The 18804-nt window shown below is 43.6% G+C and carries 21 protein-coding genes; 11 read left to right on the top strand and 10 right to left on the bottom strand.

All coding sequences use genetic code 11. The annotated features are described in order from the left end of the window. Window positions 1–66: 66 nt before the first annotated feature. Together IDJ77_RS15370 and IDJ77_RS15365 are read right to left on the bottom strand one after the other, a co-directional pair. Complete coding sequence (locus IDJ77_RS15370) at window positions 67–762, bottom strand: DUF3307 domain-containing protein (RefSeq protein WP_191189850.1); 696 nt, start codon at window positions 760–762, stop codon at window positions 67–69. Continuing rightward, a complete protein-coding gene (locus tag IDJ77_RS15365; RefSeq protein WP_191189849.1) occupies window positions 752–1366 on the bottom strand; it encodes a hypothetical protein in 615 nt (204 codons plus the stop codon). Before IDJ77_RS15365 ends, IDJ77_RS15370 begins: the two co-directional genes overlap by 11 nt. A gap of 251 nt (window positions 1367–1617) precedes the next feature. On the opposite strand from IDJ77_RS15365, the gene IDJ77_RS15360 reads away from it, so the two are divergent. Next, window positions 1618–2988, top strand: coding sequence for a Gfo/Idh/MocA family protein (locus IDJ77_RS15360; RefSeq protein WP_191189848.1), 1371 nt, complete (start codon window positions 1618–1620; stop codon window positions 2986–2988). 52 nt (window positions 2989–3040) lie between these two features. Here the strand turns inward: IDJ77_RS15360 and IDJ77_RS15355 are convergent, their stop codons facing one another. The 3 genes from IDJ77_RS15355 to IDJ77_RS15345 all read right to left on the bottom strand — a co-directional run bounded on the left by IDJ77_RS15355 (window position 3041) and on the right by IDJ77_RS15345 (window position 5935). After that, window positions 3041–4069 (bottom strand): aldo/keto reductase, encoded by a 1029-nt coding sequence (locus IDJ77_RS15355; protein WP_191189847.1) that lies wholly within the window; start codon window positions 4067–4069, stop codon window positions 3041–3043. 578 nt (window positions 4070–4647) lie between these two features. Continuing rightward, a complete protein-coding gene (locus tag IDJ77_RS15350) occupies window positions 4648–5079 on the bottom strand; it encodes a GNAT family N-acetyltransferase (RefSeq protein WP_224751114.1) in 432 nt (143 codons plus the stop codon). Window positions 5080–5242: 163 nt separating this feature from the next. After that, on the bottom strand, window positions 5243–5935 hold the full coding sequence (locus tag IDJ77_RS15345) for a S24 family peptidase (RefSeq protein WP_191189846.1): 693 nt from the start codon (window positions 5933–5935) through the stop codon (window positions 5243–5245). A gap of 212 nt (window positions 5936–6147) precedes the next feature. On the opposite strand from IDJ77_RS15345, the gene IDJ77_RS15340 reads away from it, so the two are divergent. Continuing rightward, entirely contained in the window at window positions 6148–6330 is a 183-nt protein-coding gene (locus tag IDJ77_RS15340; RefSeq protein ID WP_191189845.1) for a hypothetical protein, read from the top strand. A gap of 59 nt (window positions 6331–6389) precedes the next feature. Continuing rightward, complete coding sequence (locus IDJ77_RS15335) at window positions 6390–6803, top strand: hypothetical protein (RefSeq protein WP_191189844.1); 414 nt, start codon at window positions 6390–6392, stop codon at window positions 6801–6803. A 337-nt stretch (window positions 6804–7140) separates the two neighbouring features. On the opposite strand, the gene IDJ77_RS15330 is transcribed toward IDJ77_RS15335, so the two are convergent. The 5 genes from IDJ77_RS15330 to IDJ77_RS15310 form a co-directional block, all read right to left on the bottom strand. Further along, a complete protein-coding gene (locus tag IDJ77_RS15330; protein ID WP_191189843.1) occupies window positions 7141–7479 on the bottom strand; it encodes a hypothetical protein in 339 nt (112 codons plus the stop codon). Between the two features lie 79 nt (window positions 7480–7558). After that, window positions 7559–8215, bottom strand: coding sequence for a hypothetical protein (locus IDJ77_RS15325; protein WP_191189842.1), 657 nt, complete (start codon window positions 8213–8215; stop codon window positions 7559–7561). 41 nt (window positions 8216–8256) lie between these two features. Continuing rightward, window positions 8257–9591 carry a sensor histidine kinase gene (locus tag IDJ77_RS15320; protein ID WP_191189841.1) on the bottom strand — a complete coding sequence of 445 codons (1335 nt, stop codon included), beginning with the start codon at window positions 9589–9591 and terminating at the stop codon, window positions 8257–8259. A 271-nt stretch (window positions 9592–9862) separates the two neighbouring features. Then, complete coding sequence (locus IDJ77_RS15315; protein ID WP_128534602.1) at window positions 9863–10153, bottom strand: RNA recognition motif domain-containing protein; 291 nt, start codon at window positions 10151–10153, stop codon at window positions 9863–9865. Between the two features lie 156 nt (window positions 10154–10309). Further along, on the bottom strand, window positions 10310–10840 hold the full coding sequence (locus IDJ77_RS15310) for a hypothetical protein (RefSeq protein ID WP_191189840.1): 531 nt from the start codon (window positions 10838–10840) through the stop codon (window positions 10310–10312). A 416-nt stretch (window positions 10841–11256) separates the two neighbouring features. On the opposite strand from IDJ77_RS15310, the gene IDJ77_RS15305 reads away from it, so the two are divergent. From IDJ77_RS15305 to IDJ77_RS27670, 8 genes are all read left to right on the top strand, one after another. Continuing rightward, on the top strand, window positions 11257–13647 hold the full coding sequence (locus tag IDJ77_RS15305; protein ID WP_191189839.1) for an ABC transporter permease: 2391 nt from the start codon (window positions 11257–11259) through the stop codon (window positions 13645–13647). A 201-nt stretch (window positions 13648–13848) separates the two neighbouring features. Beyond that, entirely contained in the window at window positions 13849–14310 is a 462-nt protein-coding gene (locus IDJ77_RS15300) for a terminase small subunit (protein WP_191189838.1), read from the top strand. Window positions 14311–14351: 41 nt separating this feature from the next. Continuing rightward, window positions 14352–14855: a P-loop NTPase family protein gene (locus IDJ77_RS15295; protein WP_191189837.1), complete on the top strand. Its 504-nt coding sequence runs from the start codon at window positions 14352–14354 to the stop codon at window positions 14853–14855. Further along, window positions 14852–15313 carry a hypothetical protein gene (locus tag IDJ77_RS15290; protein ID WP_191189836.1) on the top strand — a complete coding sequence of 154 codons (462 nt, stop codon included), beginning with the start codon at window positions 14852–14854 and terminating at the stop codon, window positions 15311–15313. Before IDJ77_RS15295 ends, IDJ77_RS15290 begins: the two co-directional genes overlap by 4 nt. A gap of 344 nt (window positions 15314–15657) precedes the next feature. After that, window positions 15658–16071, top strand: a complete 414-nt coding sequence (locus IDJ77_RS15285) for a hypothetical protein (protein ID WP_191189835.1) — start codon at window positions 15658–15660, stop codon at window positions 16069–16071. Between the two features lie 222 nt (window positions 16072–16293). Beyond that, complete coding sequence (locus IDJ77_RS15280; protein WP_191189834.1) at window positions 16294–17496, top strand: sensor histidine kinase; 1203 nt, start codon at window positions 16294–16296, stop codon at window positions 17494–17496. A gap of 9 nt (window positions 17497–17505) precedes the next feature. After that, a complete protein-coding gene (locus tag IDJ77_RS15275; RefSeq protein ID WP_191189833.1) occupies window positions 17506–18213 on the top strand; it encodes a LytR/AlgR family response regulator transcription factor in 708 nt (235 codons plus the stop codon). A 344-nt stretch (window positions 18214–18557) separates the two neighbouring features. Beyond that, complete coding sequence (locus IDJ77_RS27670; protein ID WP_191189832.1) at window positions 18558–18803, top strand: PqqD family protein; 246 nt, start codon at window positions 18558–18560, stop codon at window positions 18801–18803. Window position 18804: the final 1 nt, after the last annotated feature.

Raw genomic sequence — 18804 nt, 5'->3', positions numbered from 1 at the left:
GTTGATGGTATAAGTGATCGCCGCATATCAATCGTACCATAAACTTACATTACCATGAACTAAGAGCTACTTCAAAACGAGCTTTAATGCAAAACCTGCTGCAAATGCTATAAAAATACTTAAGAGGGTACCTATCAGCAGGTATTCGGTTTTGGCTTCTTCGTTAGCGCTGTTATACCTTAAAATGCTTTTCCCGGTAATTAGTAAGCCTATTGCCTCGTACTGTCCCTGGTACACCAATACGCAGATGATGAGCCGCTCAATTATCCCGATATATTTCCCGGCATTTTTCAATCCGGGCTGCACAGCCCAATGTTTGGTGGCGTAAGCTATGATGATAGATGTAGGAAGAGTTAAGAAAAATGCAACGGTAGCAACTACCCAAAACTTGCTGTTTTCGTAAAAGCCGGTTAAGGTTTGCATATCAAGTTTATGCTGGTCAAAAACCATCATCCAGCTTATTAGGATCACCAATAAATGCAGTAATTGGTCTATTATAAAATAGGTGAAATTCGCCCTGGTGTACGATTTAGCAAGATCTATTACGCCGTGCAGGACGGTGATAAACAAAACTACCTTCCAATAATTAAACCCAACAAATAAAATAGCCGTTGCGCCGGTAACCAGGATATGCAGATAAAGGTACTTAGATCTTATTTTCCGTTGTTGCCTGTCCTCCACCCATTTTGATGGTTGCCACCAAAAATCGCTTACCAAATGCGCCAGCAACAACTTAACGAGCCATATGATACTAATTTCCATTTTGCAGTTGGTTTGTTAATGTTTCGAATTTATTAAGCACGCTCCTGATCTCTTCGTAACGGCCCGCCTTTACCTGCTTACTTACCGTGGCGGTTGATAAGCCTAAAAAAGCTGCGGTTTCTACCTGCGATTTACCCGAAAGCAATTGATAGATAACTTTTGCCTGTTTTGCGGTTATCTGCGCCACCAGGCTATCTGTATATTCGGCTATTATTTCGTAAGTAAAGTCTTTTTCTGCATTGCCGCTATTGATATATAGTCGCCGTGGTGTACCCTGCAATTTGGCAAAGCTTCGCCCCGAAGCCACCAAAAGCTCATCCATGCTCGATCGCAGATCGATATCGTCAGATCTCAAATGCCCTATATTTATGCTTACCCGTATATCTATGGTATGCTTTTCTGCATATGTTATAGCCAGAAGCCTGCTTTTTATACATTTCAATAATGCTGTTTCCGGCTTGATAATAAGCACCCGGAAGCTATCTCCATTGTAAAAGTCGGTTTTTTCGTCATCGAAAAACTGTTTCAAATCATCTATTAGCTTATCGAATGCCGTTGTTAAAAATGATGAATTAACAATATCGGCTGTAAGTATTGCTCTCATAATAACGTCATAAGCACTTGGCAAAGCAAATATTAGCATAAATAGGCTAACATCAAACAAATTAGCCAAAAAAGGCTAATTATTAACTTATTAGCCCCAAAAGGCTAATTTTGCTAATATTAGCCAAAAAAGGCTAAATTAACAATCATTAAAATAACTCCCCTAGCAACGGCTATGAACTAATTAAATAAATTTTATACCTTTCACATTCCGTATCTCAAACCACAAAACCATACTTATCGTTTCAAAAAATGAAGGAAAATAACGAAGCATCGCGCAGAGGATTTCTTAAAAAACTGGCCACTACCGCAGCTGCGGCTACCGTTGGCAGTAATTTAATGGCAGCCGATAATATTGGCAGCTTTCATTACCTTAAACAGCAATACAACAGCATTGGCGCTAACGACCAGGTGAACATTGCCCTGATAGGCGCCGGTGGCATGGGTACCTCTGATACCCAAACCGCCCTGCAAATACCGGGTGTAAAACTGGTTGCCGTGTGTGACCTGTACGATGGCCGCCTGAAAGAGGCCAAAACCCGCTGGGGTGCCGACATTTTCACCACTAAAGTTTACAAAGAGATATTGAACCGCAAGGATGTTGACGCGGTTATCATTGCCACGCCCGATCATTGGCACCAGCAGATCTCTGTGGACGCCATGCATGCCGGTAAGCATGTTTATTGCGAAAAGCCGATGGTACACTCCGTGATGGAAGGCCCGGCGGTGATCAAAGCGCAGCAGGAAACCGGCAAGGTGTTCCAGGTGGGCAGCCAGGGCGTTTCTTCGCTTGGTAACGAGAAAGCAAAGGAACTTTTAAAAAGCGGCGCTATTGGCGAACTGAATTATGCCGAAGGTTTTTGGGCACGCCGCGGCGCAGTGGAGGTTTGGCAATACCCCATCCCCGAGGATGCTTCAACTCAAACAGTAGATTGGGAAACTTATATCAGCAACGCGCCAAAACGCCCGTTCGATTCCAAAAGATTTTTCCGCTGGAGAAACTATACGGATTACGGCACCGGCATGGCGGGCGACTTGTTTGTTCACCTGTTTAGCAGCCTGCATTTTATCACCAGCTCGATGGGGCCGAATAAAATATATGCATCGGGTGGTTTGCGCTACTGGAACGATGGCCGCGAAGTGCCCGATGTTTTATTAGGCACCTTTGATTATGCCAAGGCAGCTACACACCCGGCGTTCAACCTGTCGCTACGCTGCAACTTTGTGGATGGCACCAGTGGTACAACCTATCTTAAACTGGTAGGCAGCGAAGGCTCTATGGATATTACCTGGGATAGCGTCACCCTAAAACGCAACAAAACCATTGATAATAACGACCCCTTCTACATCGAAAAAATGAAGGCTATGGGCCAAACAAACAGCGGCCGTAAAATGATGCTACCGCCCGAACAGATCACTTACGACGCCGAAAAGGGATATTTAGGTGGCCCGTACGATCACATGAACAACTTTATCATCGCTATTCGCAATGGCGGCAAGGTTACCGAGGATGCCATTTTTGGTTATCGTGCGGCCGCCCCTGCCCTGCTGTGTAACGATAGCTATTTTAAAAACGCCCCCATGTTTTGGGACCCTGAAAAAATGAAAATGCTGAAGGCTTAATCCTTGCTATCACACAAACAAAATGGCCGCCCAATTGAGCGGCCATTTTTGCTTAATAAAACTTCGGCAATGGAATTAACTTCGTATCCTGCCTTTGGTGCCAGTACGGATAAATTGGCGCTACCTCGCTGGCGGCATCAAGCTTTTTCACTTGTTCGGTGGTTAGGTTCCAGCCTACGGCGGCGAGGTTCTGCTTTAGCTGCTCCTCGTTGCGGGCACCTATAATAATATTGGCTACGGTTGGGCGTTGCAACAGCCAGTTAATAGCTACCTGTGCTACCGATTTGCCTACTTCCTCAGCAACCTCATCCAATGCATCTACTATAGTATACAGGCGTTCAAAATCAGTTTCGGGGCCGTGGCTGCCACCCTGGCTGCGGCGGTTATCCGCAGGGATAGGCTGCCCGCGCCTGAATTTACCACCCAACTGGCCGGATGCCAAAGGGCTCCATACAATAGTGCCTACTTTTTGGTCGATACCAAGCGGCATCAATTCCCATTCAAATTCCCTGTCTAACAGTGAATAATAAGCCTGGTGGGCAATATATTTGGCCCAGCCATAACGTTCTGACACCGAAAGTGATTTCATCAGGTGCCAGCCTGAAAAATTGGAGCAGGCGATGTATCTTATTTTACCGCTGCTTACCAGATCATCAAGCGCGTGCAGGGTTTCTTCAACAGGCGTATTGCCATCAAAACCGTGCATGTGGTAAATGTCGATATGATCTGTTTGTAAACGGCGAAGGCTATTTTCTACCGAACGGATGAGGTGAAAACGCGAGGAGCCATAATTTGGGTCGTCGCCCATTTTAAAGGTTGCCTTGGTAGATACCAGCACCTCGTTACGGATCCCCAGCAGTGCTTTACCTAAAATTTCTTCGGCCACACCGCCCGAGTATACATCAGCGGTATCAAAAAAGTTTACGCCGGCGTCCATACACAGGTGCACCAGTTTTTTCGCGTCGTCTAATTGGGTTTGGCCCCAGGCCTTAAAAAATTCGCCGGCGCCCCCAAAGGTCGCGGTACCAAAGCTCAATACGGGCACTTGTAATCCCGAGCCTCCTAATTGTCTGTATTCCATAGTAAATGTGAATTTTTATTGTATCTGCAGGATCGCCCCCGCCATACTTCAAATCTCGGTGATAGGATCTTAATTTTATATCATGCCAATAACATAAATGTTTTTAGCCGATGTTAAGTACAGGTTAGTGCCTACTTATAAATAGCTGCTTCACTTTAAAACAAAGCGCGCGGTATCCGGGTTGCATCATATGGGCCAGCCATGAGGCACGAGTAATAATAAACCTGCGCATACCGGTTTCCGTATCAACATTTAGTTGTACCAGGACAATCATCAGCATAAAAACAATAAGCGAATAAACAGCAAAATTTTGCAAAGCGCTGCCTACACTTAAGTGTTGAAACTCAAACACCAACAACTTTGGTAACATTACAGGTGATGTATAATTGGTACTCCAAAATTAACACTCAATTTATAATTGAGAAATTGTAGAACAAAAATAATTAAGCAAAAGTTAATTCACAACTTATAAGAATATTTTTTCTTACTGTTTTAAGTAATGATTAAGCCAATATTCATTTTGCATTAAGCAATTACAATAACGTTTACAGGTTTATTGGAGTATAACTTCAGACTGTTTAGCTTAACTTTTTTTCGAGGCAAACAAATCGCATCCCGGGTCTGAACGCGAGACCAATTTCGCCGGCGAACACATACCCAAGCTTCATGAAAAGTTTTTGGGCTGCAGCGTTTTCTTTATTAGTATCGATACGTAGCAGGGAGATATTTTGGCGGATTGCTTCGTATTCAGCTTCCAATAGCAGTGCTTCTGCAATGCCATGCCCGCGATGTTTAGGGCTAACCACCAGGCGATGGGTTACAATAGCGGGCTCATTAATGTCAAGCCCGGCCTGCGCATATTCGGGATATTGTTCGGTAGTAATAGCGGATGCACCAACTACCACATTGTTCATTTCTGCAACCCACAACTGGTTTAATGCTATATCCTGCGAAAAAGCTTCGGGGTTTGGGTAGGTATCGTTCCATTGAAAATTGCCCGTTGCCTGCATAACGGCACCGCTTCCTTTACAATTAACATAATGGCAGGTATATCGGCAAGGGTGGCACGGCGGATGTTCATAGAAAGTTAATAGTTGGAAGTAATAAATCTAAAAGTCTATTAATTTGGAGTTTTCATCTGCACATCTGAAATCCTCTCATCTGCATATCTACTTAATGATTATGTTTTTTATGAATATCCTTTACCAGGCATAGCTTTTTTATTTCATCTATCCGGATGGGGAACGGCGCGTACTTAAGCCGATTGTTGATCAGTTCGGTAACGTTATCCGAGTGTGCTATCACTTCTTCGGGGTTATCGCTTACCAGCAGGCGTTTGTACATGCGGTAGTCGCCCCATTCAATGTAGTACACCTCGCCGGGTAATATTTTTTTATCGCTGATGATTTTTAATGCCACCCAGCAGCCGTTCTCCAGGTATGGATACATCGAATGCCCCCAAACAGGTAAGGCAAAATCACATTCTTCTATCCCCGGAAAATTCATGCGGCCTACCGGATGCGCATCATTTATATCATTGTAAACTTCAACGCCGGATGCCGTAGCCGTAATTTCATACATAGGGATTCCTTCACCTGTGCGTGCGTATACAGTTTTATCCGTAGTTTTTTTTCCTCCTAATAATTCTCTGTACTTTTCTTTAAATATCTTTAATTTTTCAGGATCTATATTTTGACGGCTCTTGATGATCTCGGTAATGCTGCTCGCATTGTTAAAACCAAGCGCTTCGGCCAGTTCGCTATTATTATTAAAGGCTTTACCCCGCAATTGGTTATAGAGGATAATAAACTCCAGCGTTTCTGGGCGAATGGTTTTTATCTTATTGGGTTTTGACTGGTCTTCCATGGCAGAAAAATATTTTTATTTATTTCTTTATTTAATAAAGATTATTCTTTATATTTGTCGGGTCGTTATTCTATAAAGGTACGTATAAATTTTAAAATATCAATATCATGCATCAAGAAACTACAGAAACAACTTTACAACGATGCCGGGCTGGTTAACGGGTATAAACTATCAAAGTATGTAAAAATCAATCACTTTTTTTGCCCTGCAATATGTATTTAGCCCATAGCGCTTTGCGCACCACCGCCAAAAACGGTAAAACCCAACTTAAGGATAACGAATTACAACAGCGCATTGAAGCTTACCGCAACACGTGCCAAAAGTACCACCAGGAAATAGCTGCTATACAAAAATATTTGCCCGGGTGGTTGCCTTTATTTGAGGCAAAAGGGTAACCCTGCTCTTGCGACATTATTTAAACAACAATTACTATTCACAACTCACCATTAAAACAATGAAACTAACCCAAAAACTAAAAGACGAACTTTGGTGGATGATCATATCGGTAGATTATGATTACAGCCGCATCAGCATTGCCGACCATGATCTGGGCGATGAAACCCTTACCCTTTGGCTGGAAGATAAGCACGATTTTAAGAACAGCCTGGATGAGTGCCTGCAACTGGATGTACCTGTAAAGCAATTCGCCAAGTTAATAAAAACCGAAAACCTGAACAGCTACGAGGGCAACAAGCTGCACCCTAATAAGCAATACGTTTACAAAACCCGTATCGAGATCAGCACGCCGATAAAATGGTATCGCGAAGATGCCGCCCCTATTGAGCAAACCTGGGCACGCGAGGCCATGCTAAAAAGCATTCTAACGCAACTGGTTGAAACCGAAACAGCTGGCGATAATTTACAATGAAGTATGCCAAAAAGCATATAATTCATATAATTAAGTATGCCTTTTTCGTGATGCACTATGGCATCACGTTAGCGTAATTCTTCCGGAAAAAAGCGGGGGATTTCATTCCTGCATAAAATATGCGGGCAAAAAAGGTGCAGGCCTTAAAAACAATGCCGGATCTGCGTGTTAAGATAACAACGCGTTTGCAAATAAACACAGGCCCAAAAACAGCAGGAATAGCAAGATAAATGATTTCATAAGCATGGTATAGATTGATGATACAAAGCTTGTGAAACACTTGCTGCCGGGCAACCGTGTTTTAACGGTATTTGAACGGGAAATTAACTGGACAGGGCTATTTTTCTTTAACCTTAACCAATTCGCCAGCGTCTACTTCCACCAACTCATCGGTTTCGCTTAAAGCCTCGGCAGGTTTGGTATTGTAATTAAGTTTACGGAAACGCCATATGGCGAACGCGGGTTCCTGAAAACGGTTGATCAGTTTAAAAAACTTGGGGAAGTTGTGCACCTCATCAAGCAGGATGCCGGGCACTATGCCATTATTGTCCAGTATCTCGCGTACGGTGTACTCTTTGTCTTTGGTTATCCAGATCTCAAAATCGCGCCGTATTTCCTCGTTCTTATCCGGATCTATTTTATCGTTAATGCATATTACCTTATCACCTGGCTTCATAACAGGCAAATTTAAGAAATTCTAAAGTAATTGTTTCGCAATAAATGGGTTGGCTAATTCTGCTTTTCTAACCGCATGATTATTTTCTTTTTGCACGCATCCCGGCAAGAGCTTCTTTAAAGTCGTTGTAATAGTCATCTATAGTTTTGGCTTTTATAGCTGCCCATTCATTTGCTGGTAAACTTAAAGGCTTCCCCTCCTTACCAACAGAAACTTGGTCAAATGCGCCCATGCCAGTTAAATTAAGCCAGCGCTGGTCGTACTCTTCTTTATTGCTTCGCACAAAGTCTACTACCTTGCCAACGGTTTTTTCTAATGTGTCAAGATTTTTAAAGGCGTAGTTATTTATATCGGGGCCAAAGGTTGCGTTTACTTGAGCAACCGGCCCTGCCGTTGTTTTGTCAGTACAACGGTTAAAATCGTATCGGGTACGCAATTGTGCAACATAAAACCAAAAGGAGGCTTCATCCTTTCTATCGGCTTTAAAAAGCACTGCTGACAAAGCATACAAAACAACCGGATTATGCTTATTGGGCTCGGCAATTATCTGTTGGATCAGTTTTGCCTGCTTATCTTTTTTCGCATTCGCTAAATCCTGCACTAAGTTATTGTCAGCAGCTACATTGATATCCTTATATACCCCGGTCGGTTCAACAATGTGATTAGTGACCTGTGCAACTGATGCTGTGGTAAAACAAATAAGCAATGCGAATATCGTGATTTTAAGCTTAAGCATACTGTATTATTCTTTTCCTTTAAACGCCTTGCTATTAATTGCTAATTGCCCGCCGGCATCGAAACATAAAAGGCCGTACCCTCGCCCGGATTGCTTTCCAGCCAGATACGACCGCCTTGCAGCTCGGTAAACTCTTTGCAAAGCAGCAGTCCAAGGCCTACCCCTTTTTCGTTATTGGTGCCAAAGGTTGCGCCGGCACGCAATGAGAAAAGTTCGCTTTGCTTTTCCTCCGTGATCCCAATGCCGTTATCGCGAACAATGAGCCAGCACTCACCGCCAATTTGTTTGGCTTTAAAGGTAATTTCGCCGCCTATATTGGTGAATTTTATGGCGTTGTTGATGAGATTGCGTATCACCAACTGCAGCATATCATTATCAGCAACTATTTTAATGTCCCAATCCAGGTCGGTAGTTAATGTAATGCCCTTTTTTAGCGCAATAGAGCGTTCCAGTTCTAATGTATTAAAAAGGGCGCTGCGCAGGGTTACATAGCCCAGTTTTACGTTTACGCCGTCCATTTGGCCTTTGCTCCATACCAGCAGTTTACCAAGCATGTCAATGGTGCGGCGGGTAACCTTTAGCAGGTCTCCCTCTACCATGCGGCGCTCTTCGGTATCCAGTTCGTATTCGGTAACCAATTCAAGGTAATTCTGGATATTGCTCAGGGGCGAGCGCAGATCATGTGCTATGATAGACATGAGTTTATTACGCTCCTGGTTAATGCGCTCCAGTTCCTGGTTCTGCTGCATGATCTGCTGATTCTTTCGCTCGATAGAATTTGCTTTTTCGCCGGCCGAGCGCTTTTCATGGTCGTAATTACGGCGCAGATAGCCAATGGTGTAATACACTATGATCACAGCAACTATATAAGCCGATGTGATATCAAAAAAACGACTCTCGCGGCTTAAATAAGTATAAGGAATTTGCTTCGGGCTATAATACTCAAGTGCATGCAAGCCAATAACGATAATCACATTTGCAGCTACCCAAAGGCGGTGCTGCCTTTTTGGGGCGATACATAGCATCAGCAGCACGCAAAGCCCCATAAAAAGGTCCGTTGGCCCATATGTGCCCGAATTATAAATAAAGTTGACGGCGAATAACAAATACCCAAAAAGGCAAAATATTGTTATAGCAAGCCCGGTATGGCCCCGGTAGCGCGACCAGTAGTACAAAAACGAAAATACAAATAGTGTAACCGCACTAAGCAGCGCGATAACCGGCAGACCGATTAAAAAGTTAAACGGAATGTTATAGGCAAGCGCGGCAAGGGTAAGAATGCAAACCGAGTGGAATATCCTCACCTCCAGCGGAAATTCTGCCGTTGAACCCGTTATCCTGATCCAAAGCTTATTTATATTTCCTAAAAGGCTCAAATTATGTTATTATTTGGAGTACGCAAGATTAACAATAATATTTTAACGGGCGAACGCCGCAACCATTAAACTTTAGGATATAAATATAAGGAAGGTTCGTTATTTTAAAGTATCGGTTAATGGCTTTATTATCTGGCGGGTAGCTATCACTTCTCCGCAGATACAATTATATCCGCAAAGGTGCGGATATTGGCAGCGGTATTCTCCGCACAACTCCACAAAAAAAGCCGGGCAATGCCGGCTTTTAAAAAGAAAAATATTTTAGGGGTGCTTAATTACGGCTAAACCCGCCGCGGCCACCGCCACCGTTAAAACCCGGACCTTTGTCCTCGGCTATGTTAACTGTAATGCGTTTGCCGTAATAGCTTTGCCCGTTCATGCATCTTATAGCTTCTTTAGCTTCATCCTCGTTCACCATCTCAACAAACCCAAAACCCCTGCTCTCTTTTGTTTCACGATCTTTAACTATCCTGAGGGACTTAACCGGCCCAAAATCGCCAAAAACCGCATTTAGTTCGGCCTCATTTACTTCTAATGGAAGGCCTCCAATAAATACTTTCATTAATCTCCTTTGTTTTTACAAATGTACGCAAAAAAGGGCGCTTTTTAAAGCCTTGAGTGGTGTTAAATAGCGGTGTAGCTTGTTTTTTACAATAAGGTGTCAATATGACGCAACAGTGCTTTCACATTGCTCGTCCGAAAAATTTTTGGAAGTTTATTATTGTTTAAGCTTCAGATTAAAGCTGCCTTCAACACGATAAAAAGGCGAATCGGCTTTATCATCGTGCGCCAAAAAGGTAAAAAAGGTGCCTTTGGCGAGCACGCTATCCTGGCGGTAGCGTTGCAGGTCTAAAACCCCGGCATCACCGGATTCGGTAAATTGGGTAAGGCTATATTGCTTTATGTGCAAGGCATCCGGGCGCAACAGCAACTGGCTGCCTTCTACTCCCTTGGTAACATCGGCAGCTGCAGTGCCTTTACTGCTGATAGCAAAGCTCATGGTGTGTGCCTTATTTATTGCAGTAATGCCAAAGTACCTGTTTTCGCCAACGCTGATATTTACAAATGCTACAGAGTCTTCGGCGGCATTAAAAGTGTAGGTAGAATCCTGAACGTTTAAAGTTAAAGTACCGCTTGATGCTAAAAAATTGGTAGCGGGGGTGGCGGCAAGGGCGCTATCGGCAGCAGCTACGGCTTTTTTTTGCTCCACGCTTTTATCGCCCTGGTCTTTCTGGCATGAAGTTGCCATAAACGCAAGGAACAAAACGCACGAAACACACCAGTTGGTAAACCGTTTTGAGTACATAGGTAAATTGATGCCCTAAAAGTAAAAAAATATTTTTGAAAAAAGCCCTCAGCGAATCGCCCGCACAAAAAAGTTTAACACTTTTTAACTATTTATGTAAACGTATATGGCAAACAAAAGGTTTGCTTTATTGGTGTGTTTTTTACACCTATTTTTATTGATTACCAAATGGTTAAAAAAAACCCGAGCCGTTATTTTATTTATATTCCTAATTGGGTGTATCGGCCACGCACACAAAGTGTAACGTAACCGAACATATTTAACATAGTTAATTACACAACTACTTACAAAACAAACACTTACAACATGGCATAAAGTTGGCTCTATCTTTTATAACGCTTAACAACAAACACAAAACCATGATTGCCAACCACTTAAAATTCGCCTTTTGTAACCTGGTGCGTACCAAAACATTTTCGGCAATAAACATTGGCGGACTGGCGGTAAGCTTAACGGCTTTTGTACTAATGGCGCTGTACATTCAAAATGAGTTAAGCTACGATAAGTTTAACACCAAGGCCGGCAACATTTACCGCGTGGTGGATGATAAGCAAACTAATGCTTTAATGCAGCATGGCGCCGGCTCCGCCGGCCCTATAGCCCCCGCCCTGCTTAACGATTTTCCGCAGGTAAAGCAAGCCGTAAGGTTTATTAATGCCGAAAGCCTGGTTAAATATGAGAACAAGCTTTTTGAAGAACGGAATGTGTTTTTTGCGGATGCCGGCATATTTAATGTATTTGATCTGGGTATGATAAATGGTGATAGCCAAACTGCTTTGAGCACGCCTATGAGTGTGGTGATCACTCAAAAAACTGCAACCAAATATTTCGGACAGGCCGATGCCATCGGTAAAACCCTATTGTTTGATGGGAAGGGCTTTCGCGTTACAGGCGTTATGCGGGATGTGCCTGCAAACTCGCATTTTAATTTTGATATCCTGATATCCATGGCAACCGCCCAGAAAAAAGATTCGGGGTACGATTGGCTTTTCAGCAACTGGTATTCCAACAACTTCTGGACATATATCCTGCTGCCAGATAACTACAATGCAGATCAGCTGGCCAGCCAGTTTGATGCTTTTGCCAATCGCCACAAGGCCAACACCGCAACTACCAAACATCATTACAGTTTAGAAAAGCTAACAGATATTTATCTGCACAGCGACCGCGATGGCCAGGTAGGTAAAACCGGCAGCATCAGCAGCCTTTATGTATTTAGCGCCATTGCGGTATTCATCCTGCTGATAGCGTGTATCAACTTTATCAACCTGTCAACTGCCCGTGCAGCCGAACGGGCCAAAGAGGTGGCAGTAAAAAAGGTGAACGGTGTAACCCGCAGCCAGTTAGTAACTCAATTTTTTATTGAATCGTTTTTGATGACCGGCATTGCGCTGGGCATCGCCGTTTTTATATCGTTCATGTTACTGCCAACATTCAACCAGTTTGCGGGCAAGCTTATCGCATTTGAATTCTTCACCCCGGCGCATATACTGGCGTTATGTGCTATCTTTTTAGTGGTAGGCTTATTATCCGGCAGTTACCCGGCCTTTATCCTTTCGGGCTTTAATCCCATTACGGCGTTAAAGGGCAATTTAAAATCATCGGCCTGGAGTGTATTTATCCGTAAAGGCTTGGTTGTTTTCCAATTCTCTATATCCATCATCCTCATCATCAGCAGCATAGTGGTGTACACCCAATTGCAGTACATGCAAAAGCACGACCTTGGTTTTAAGCCATCCCAAACCATGGTGATTAATTTTGAAGGCGATAACACGGTACAGAAACAATACCGCTTGCTGAAGAACGAACTGATGCGGGTAAACTGCGTAAGATCGGTCTCAGCATCATCAAACGTACCGGGAGTAACCAATCCGGGGGGATGGTCGATGGATTTTGCCAAAAGAACAGGTGATACCATCCATGCCGAATTGCCCATATTTTTAACCGACTTCAGCTTCATGAAACAGTATAACATCCCGATGATAGCCGGTCGCGGTTTATCAGAACAGTTTGCTGCCGATACTTCGGAGTCGATGATCATTAATGAAACTGCGCTGCGCAAGCTTGGTTTTAACAATGCCAGCGAGGCTATAGGCGTAAAAGTTGGCATGTACCCTACCGACGGACGTATTATTGGTGTCTATAAAGATTTCCATTTCCAATCGTTACAAAAGCCCATCGAGCCCCTGGCCATACGCGTATTACCGGGCAATTTCAGGTTGTTTTCTGTTGAAATGAACACCGCCAACGTGCAACAAACCGTTGCCGATATTGAAAAGCTATGGAAGAATATGGTACCGCAGCGGCCGCTGGAATATTCCTTTTTAAACGAGCGCTTTAACCAGCAGTATGATGCCGAGATCAAATTCGGGCAGTTGTTCGCGGTTTTCACTACTCTGGCCATCACTATTGCCTGTTTCGGTTTATTCGGCCTGGCGCTATTCAGTGTAAAACAACGTACTAAGGAGATCGGCATCCGTAAAGTTGTGGGAGCATCGGTTACGCAGATAGCCGCCTTGTTATCCAGGGATTTTGTGAACCTGGTGTTTATCGCCATCCTTATCGCCTCACCCGTTGCATTCTTTGTGATGAGTAAATGGATCCAGTCTTTTGCCTACCGGATAGAATTGAGCTGGTGGATATTTGTATCCGGAGGAGCCATCGCCGTTGTTATCGCGATAAGTACCATCAGCTACCAGGCCATTAAAGCAGCCATAGCCAACCCGGTAAAAAGTTTAAGGAGCGAGTAAGTGACAAGGGGTATATTTAAGTTGTGCGAATTTGCAGATGATAAAAAAATTGCAACCCTAAACCCTCATAACTGAAAATTCGCTCATGCCGGATAACTTAAAATATTTTTATTTCTAAAATTATTAGCAATTGTAAAATCAATTCGCTATATTTGTATATGATTTATGCCAATCGGCATTTCATTCATAAAATTAAAACTCATGCTATTTTTATTCAATGTTAGCGATCTAACTGATCGCATTGAGGGCTATTTCCGCCATATACAGGGCGAGTACCACCTTGAAGCTGCAACACCAGCAAAAATCAAAAAAACCGAGACAAGCATAACCTCTCAGGTGGTGTGGGACAGGCAGCCCGAACCTGCCCTGCTAACCGGGATGGCGCTTTTTATAGGCTTTACCAGTATGGATGATTTTGTTGCTTACGAACAAAAGGGAAAGCACAGAAAAATTCTGCGTAAAGCGCGCCTTAGGATCGAGGCCGAGTACGAGAAAAAACTGCACCATGCCGCCCCCACGGGGGCCATGTTTGCCCTGCGCTGCATGGGCTGGGCCGATACTGCCAACGCACAGCAAGCTGCTCCCCCGCCAAAAAAATTACGGATAGAAGTGCTTAATGCCGGCCCGCAAGTATCGGGTAACGAAAAGGACGTAATCATATAACCTCAAACTGTTAAACTATGCCAGCAAGTAAATACCCTAAAATGAGAACAACCGCTATATTTAAAAATAATTATACGGCTACTTCACACGTAATTGTAAACCAGGGTGGCACAAGTTCTGGTAAAACCTATTCAATTTTGCAGGTGCTGTTTGCGCTTGCTGCCGCCGAAACATTGGTGATAACCGTGGTAGGGCAGGATATCCCTAACCTGAAAGCCGGTGCCCTGCGCGATGCCTTAAAGATTCATAAAACCTCTGCGGTGTTTATGCGCAGTGTGAAGAACTATAATAAAACCGACCGCGTGTTTGAGTTTACTAATGAAAGTATTATTGAATTTAAAAGCTACGGGGACGCCCAGGACGCTAAATCGGGCAAGCGGGATTACCTGTTTGTAAATGAAGCTAATGGCATAGATTGGGAAGTATACAACGAACTTGCCCTGCGCACCAGCAAACGGATTTTTATCGATTATAACCCCAATGCGGAATTTTGGGTTGCACTTTTGCAGCGCGAAGTTGAAAACATTAAATCAGGCAAACAATGAGCATCATCTCCTTTTTAGCCAGACTTTGGAATAGCATCCGTTCTTTATTTAATAAACTGCCGCCTACAATTAAAATAGCCGTACACCTGGGTGTAATTATCACCGAAAACATCAAGAACTTTGTTGATTCGCCCTTGGCGGATGTATTAACAGAGATTATCCCTGGTGATACCGACGACAAAATAAAACAAGCATTGCGCACGGCGCTCCCAATACTGTTAACCAATTTAAAACTGACTGAGAATTGCAATTCTTCAACCAACCAGCAGGAAATCACCAAATGCGCCATTAAAGCGCTGCAGAATCTGGATGGTGAAATCAAAAATGCTTATTTGCATAATCTCTCTGTATTGATCTCGCAATTAGCCGCCGACGGTAAATTAAGCTGGAGTGATGGTGTTTGCATTGTTGAATGGTATTATCAGCTGCGATATAAACACTTTAGGTCCAACTCTTAAATACGTAAAAGCCCCAACGAAAGGCAAAACCCATTTTTAGTCACTCAGTATAAATATTCGGCAACCCCGAATTTCCTGCCAGCCATCCCACCCGCACGCGCCGTGGAAGTGCTCGAACTTATCGTCTGAGGCAACACCAACTGGAAGATCACCGAGACCCTCTTTGTGGATGTTACCACTATTGATTTCACCGCAAAAACATGCTCTCCAAATACAAAGTAAAAAACACGGCTGCGCTGGTGAAAATAGCGGTGAGTAATAAGCTGATCTAAGGACATCGCCTAGTTCATTCTGTTGTGAAAGAGGCACCTGATATTTACCTTTGCATCCCTGAAAACCGAACTATGCACCACGCAGACTTAAGCAACAGCCAATTTCTCCATCAAATAGAAACCGTCACCATCAACCCGGAATTGTTTACCCACGAGGCACATATCCGCATGGCGTGGTTGTATTTGAATGGGTTTAACCAGGAGATGGCCCTGCAACACATTAGCACAGCTATCAAAGGCATCGATGCCAAATACGCCGGCGGGATGAAGTTCCACCACACTATCACCGTGGTATTTGCCAATAAAATAGCAGCACTAATGCAGCATAAAGCCCACAAAAGCTGGCAGGAATTTGTAGCCGCTAATGCCGGACTGGGTATCTCCAAAAAGTTCTTGTCGAATTATTATTCGGATGAATTACTTTACTCCGACAAAGCCAAAACTCAATTTGTATCACCGGATAAAAAACCTCTGCCTGCGTTGTAATTAATCGCGAGCCGGGTTTTAAACTTCATTATTCGATATTGGACATTCGGTGTTCGATATTAATTCCCCTTACCCTCCTCTCAATAATTAATCGACACATATCTCCCGTTAGCCGATTATCTCCCTACCCGCCTTTTACAGATGCGCATATTTGCAAATCATTAACATTATTACTTATTTTCGGCAATTAGCAATGCCAAAACAAGGGGTTATCTAAATTCAATGCTGCGTTTCAAATTAAACAACATCCTTATACACGTTACCGGCTGGCTGCTGTTCCTGGTGTTGCCGGTGTTGTTTTTAAGCACCGGCAGCAAGCAAAGCGGTGCCTGGATCTTGCTTTCCTCTCCCTATTACTGGCTATTCTGCCTCACTTACCTTACCCTATTCTATTTTAATCTCTGGTACCTTATTCCCTCCTTCTTCCTTAAGAAAAGGCGTTGGGTGTACGGCCTATTTATCATCATACTTTTCGGGTTCGTTTACTTTCTGCAGCCTTTTGATAAACTACTGGTGCACAATCCGCGTTTCCAGGAACAAATGGACGCTATTGCCCGCCAACAGGCTGCCGATTCACTTAAGGCTATCCCTTCGCATAATGCAGATAGTATTGTGCACGGCCCGGGCGATAAATCTCTCCCTTTCGGTCCGCTGCCTCACCAGGATCTGCGCATGCAGCTGCCCGAGGCTAAGCCCGCCCCTGCTGCCGGTATTTGGCAGCACTCCAGCAATATCGATATTGTGAGTTTGTTTCTCTTTGGCATTATCATCGCGCTGGGGCTCTCTATCCGCACGGTAGAGCAATGGCAAACTACCGAGCAAAAGGTAATTAAAGCCGAAGCCGAAAAGGTGAACGCCGAACTCTCCTTCCTCAAAGCGCAGATCAACCCGCATTTCCTGTTCAATACGCTCAACAATATCTACACGCTCTCTGTGATGAACAGCCCGCATACCTCAGAAAGCATCATGAAGCTCTCTAACATTATGCGCTACGTAACCGATGATGTTACGCAGGATTTCGTGCCCCTGCAACAAGACCTCGACTGCATCAAAAACTACGTAGACCTGCAAATACTACGGTTGGGGCGCAAAACCACCGTCAATTTTAATATAGCAGGCCAAGTAACCAACCAAAAAATAGCACCGCTTATTTTAATGAGCTTTGTAGAAAACACTTTTAAATACGGCGTAAGTAAACAAACCGACAGCGCCATCAGCATTAAAATAATCGTAGCCGGTGATGCCATTACATTTGAGTGCGAAAATGCAGTGTTCGAGCGCACCTCCACACTAACAGACCGCACTGGTGGCATCGGCATTGCCAATACAAAACAAAGGTTATCGCACCTGTATCCCGAAAAACATATTTTAAACATACAAGAAGCAGATGGCGTTTTTAAGGTAAAACTGATACTAACGAGCTAAACAAACTCCATGACGAAATTAAAATGTATTGCCATTGATGATGAGCCGCTGGCGCTCAGTTTGGTAGAAGAATATATCTCCCGTTTCCCATACCTGCAACTGGTACGTTCCTTCGAGGATGCCATCAGCGGTGCCGAATACCTCAAAAACAACCCGGTAGATCTGCTTTTTGTAGACATTAATATGCCCGATATTACCGGTATCGATTTGGTGCGTTCGCTCGCCAGTAAACCCATCATTATTTTCACCACCGCCTATAAAAATTTCGCATTTGAAGGTTTTGAGTTGGAAGCATTGGATTATCTGCTAAAACCAATCGATATTAGTCGTTTTACCAAGGCGGCAGAAAAGGCGGTGGAGTTTTACAACTATAAGAACAACACTAACCCAGCCGCGGTGGAGGAAAGCTTCTACGTGTACTCGGAATACCGGATGGTGAAGGTAAATACGGCGGAGATAGAATACCTGGAGAGCATGGAGGATTACATAAAGATCCATCTAACGGGGCAGCCAAAGCCGGTGCTTACGCTCATGTCGCTAAAAAAAGCACAGGAAAAACTGCCCGTGGATAAATTTAAGCGCATTCACCGCAGCTACGTTATAGCCGTTAACAAAGTAAAATCCATACATAACCGCAAACTAAAGCTGGCGGATATTGAACTCCCGATCGGCGAAAGTTATACGGAATCTGTCCGCACGTGGGCAAAAAACTTCTGACCCATTCATCTATACATTAAAGCCATTCGCCGACACATTCATGGGGTAGGTGGCATTTTGCATCACCTTTATGTATTAAACTTATAAAGATGTACGGTTTAGGGATACCCGAATTAATTTTAACGCTTGCAGCCATCTTATTACTGATATTTAGTAATAAATTACCGGCGCTTATCCGCAATATGGAGAGGCAGGGAGATTGATTCGGATTTGGGATTGCGGATATAGGATTTGATTTGCAATTCAAATATACCTTGCAGGTACTACTCGTAGGCCTGTAAAAGCTAAAAATCCGAAATCGAACATCCGAAATTAAAACACTGTATATTTGATATATTTTTTACGTGAAACTTAAAGCCAACATAGCTACCAGTGATAACGGGTTTATATTTAACCCTGCCACCGGCGATTCGTACACCAGTAACCCCATTGCTGCCTTTATTTTGGCATTGATGAAAACCGGTAAAACCGACGCTGAGATAAAACTGGAGATCCTGAATACCTATGACGTGGAAGCTACCGCTTTAGAGCGCGACTGGGAAGACTGGATGCTGCAATTGAAGGACGCCAACCTTTTGGAGGCTAAGTAAT

This window comes from Mucilaginibacter pankratovii (assembly GCF_014773265.1).
In the GTDB taxonomy this organism is placed as follows: domain Bacteria; phylum Bacteroidota; class Bacteroidia; order Sphingobacteriales; family Sphingobacteriaceae; genus Mucilaginibacter; species Mucilaginibacter pankratovii.
The sequence above is the reverse complement of the archived record's forward strand: the minus strand, read 5'-3'. Positions and strand labels throughout refer to the sequence as shown.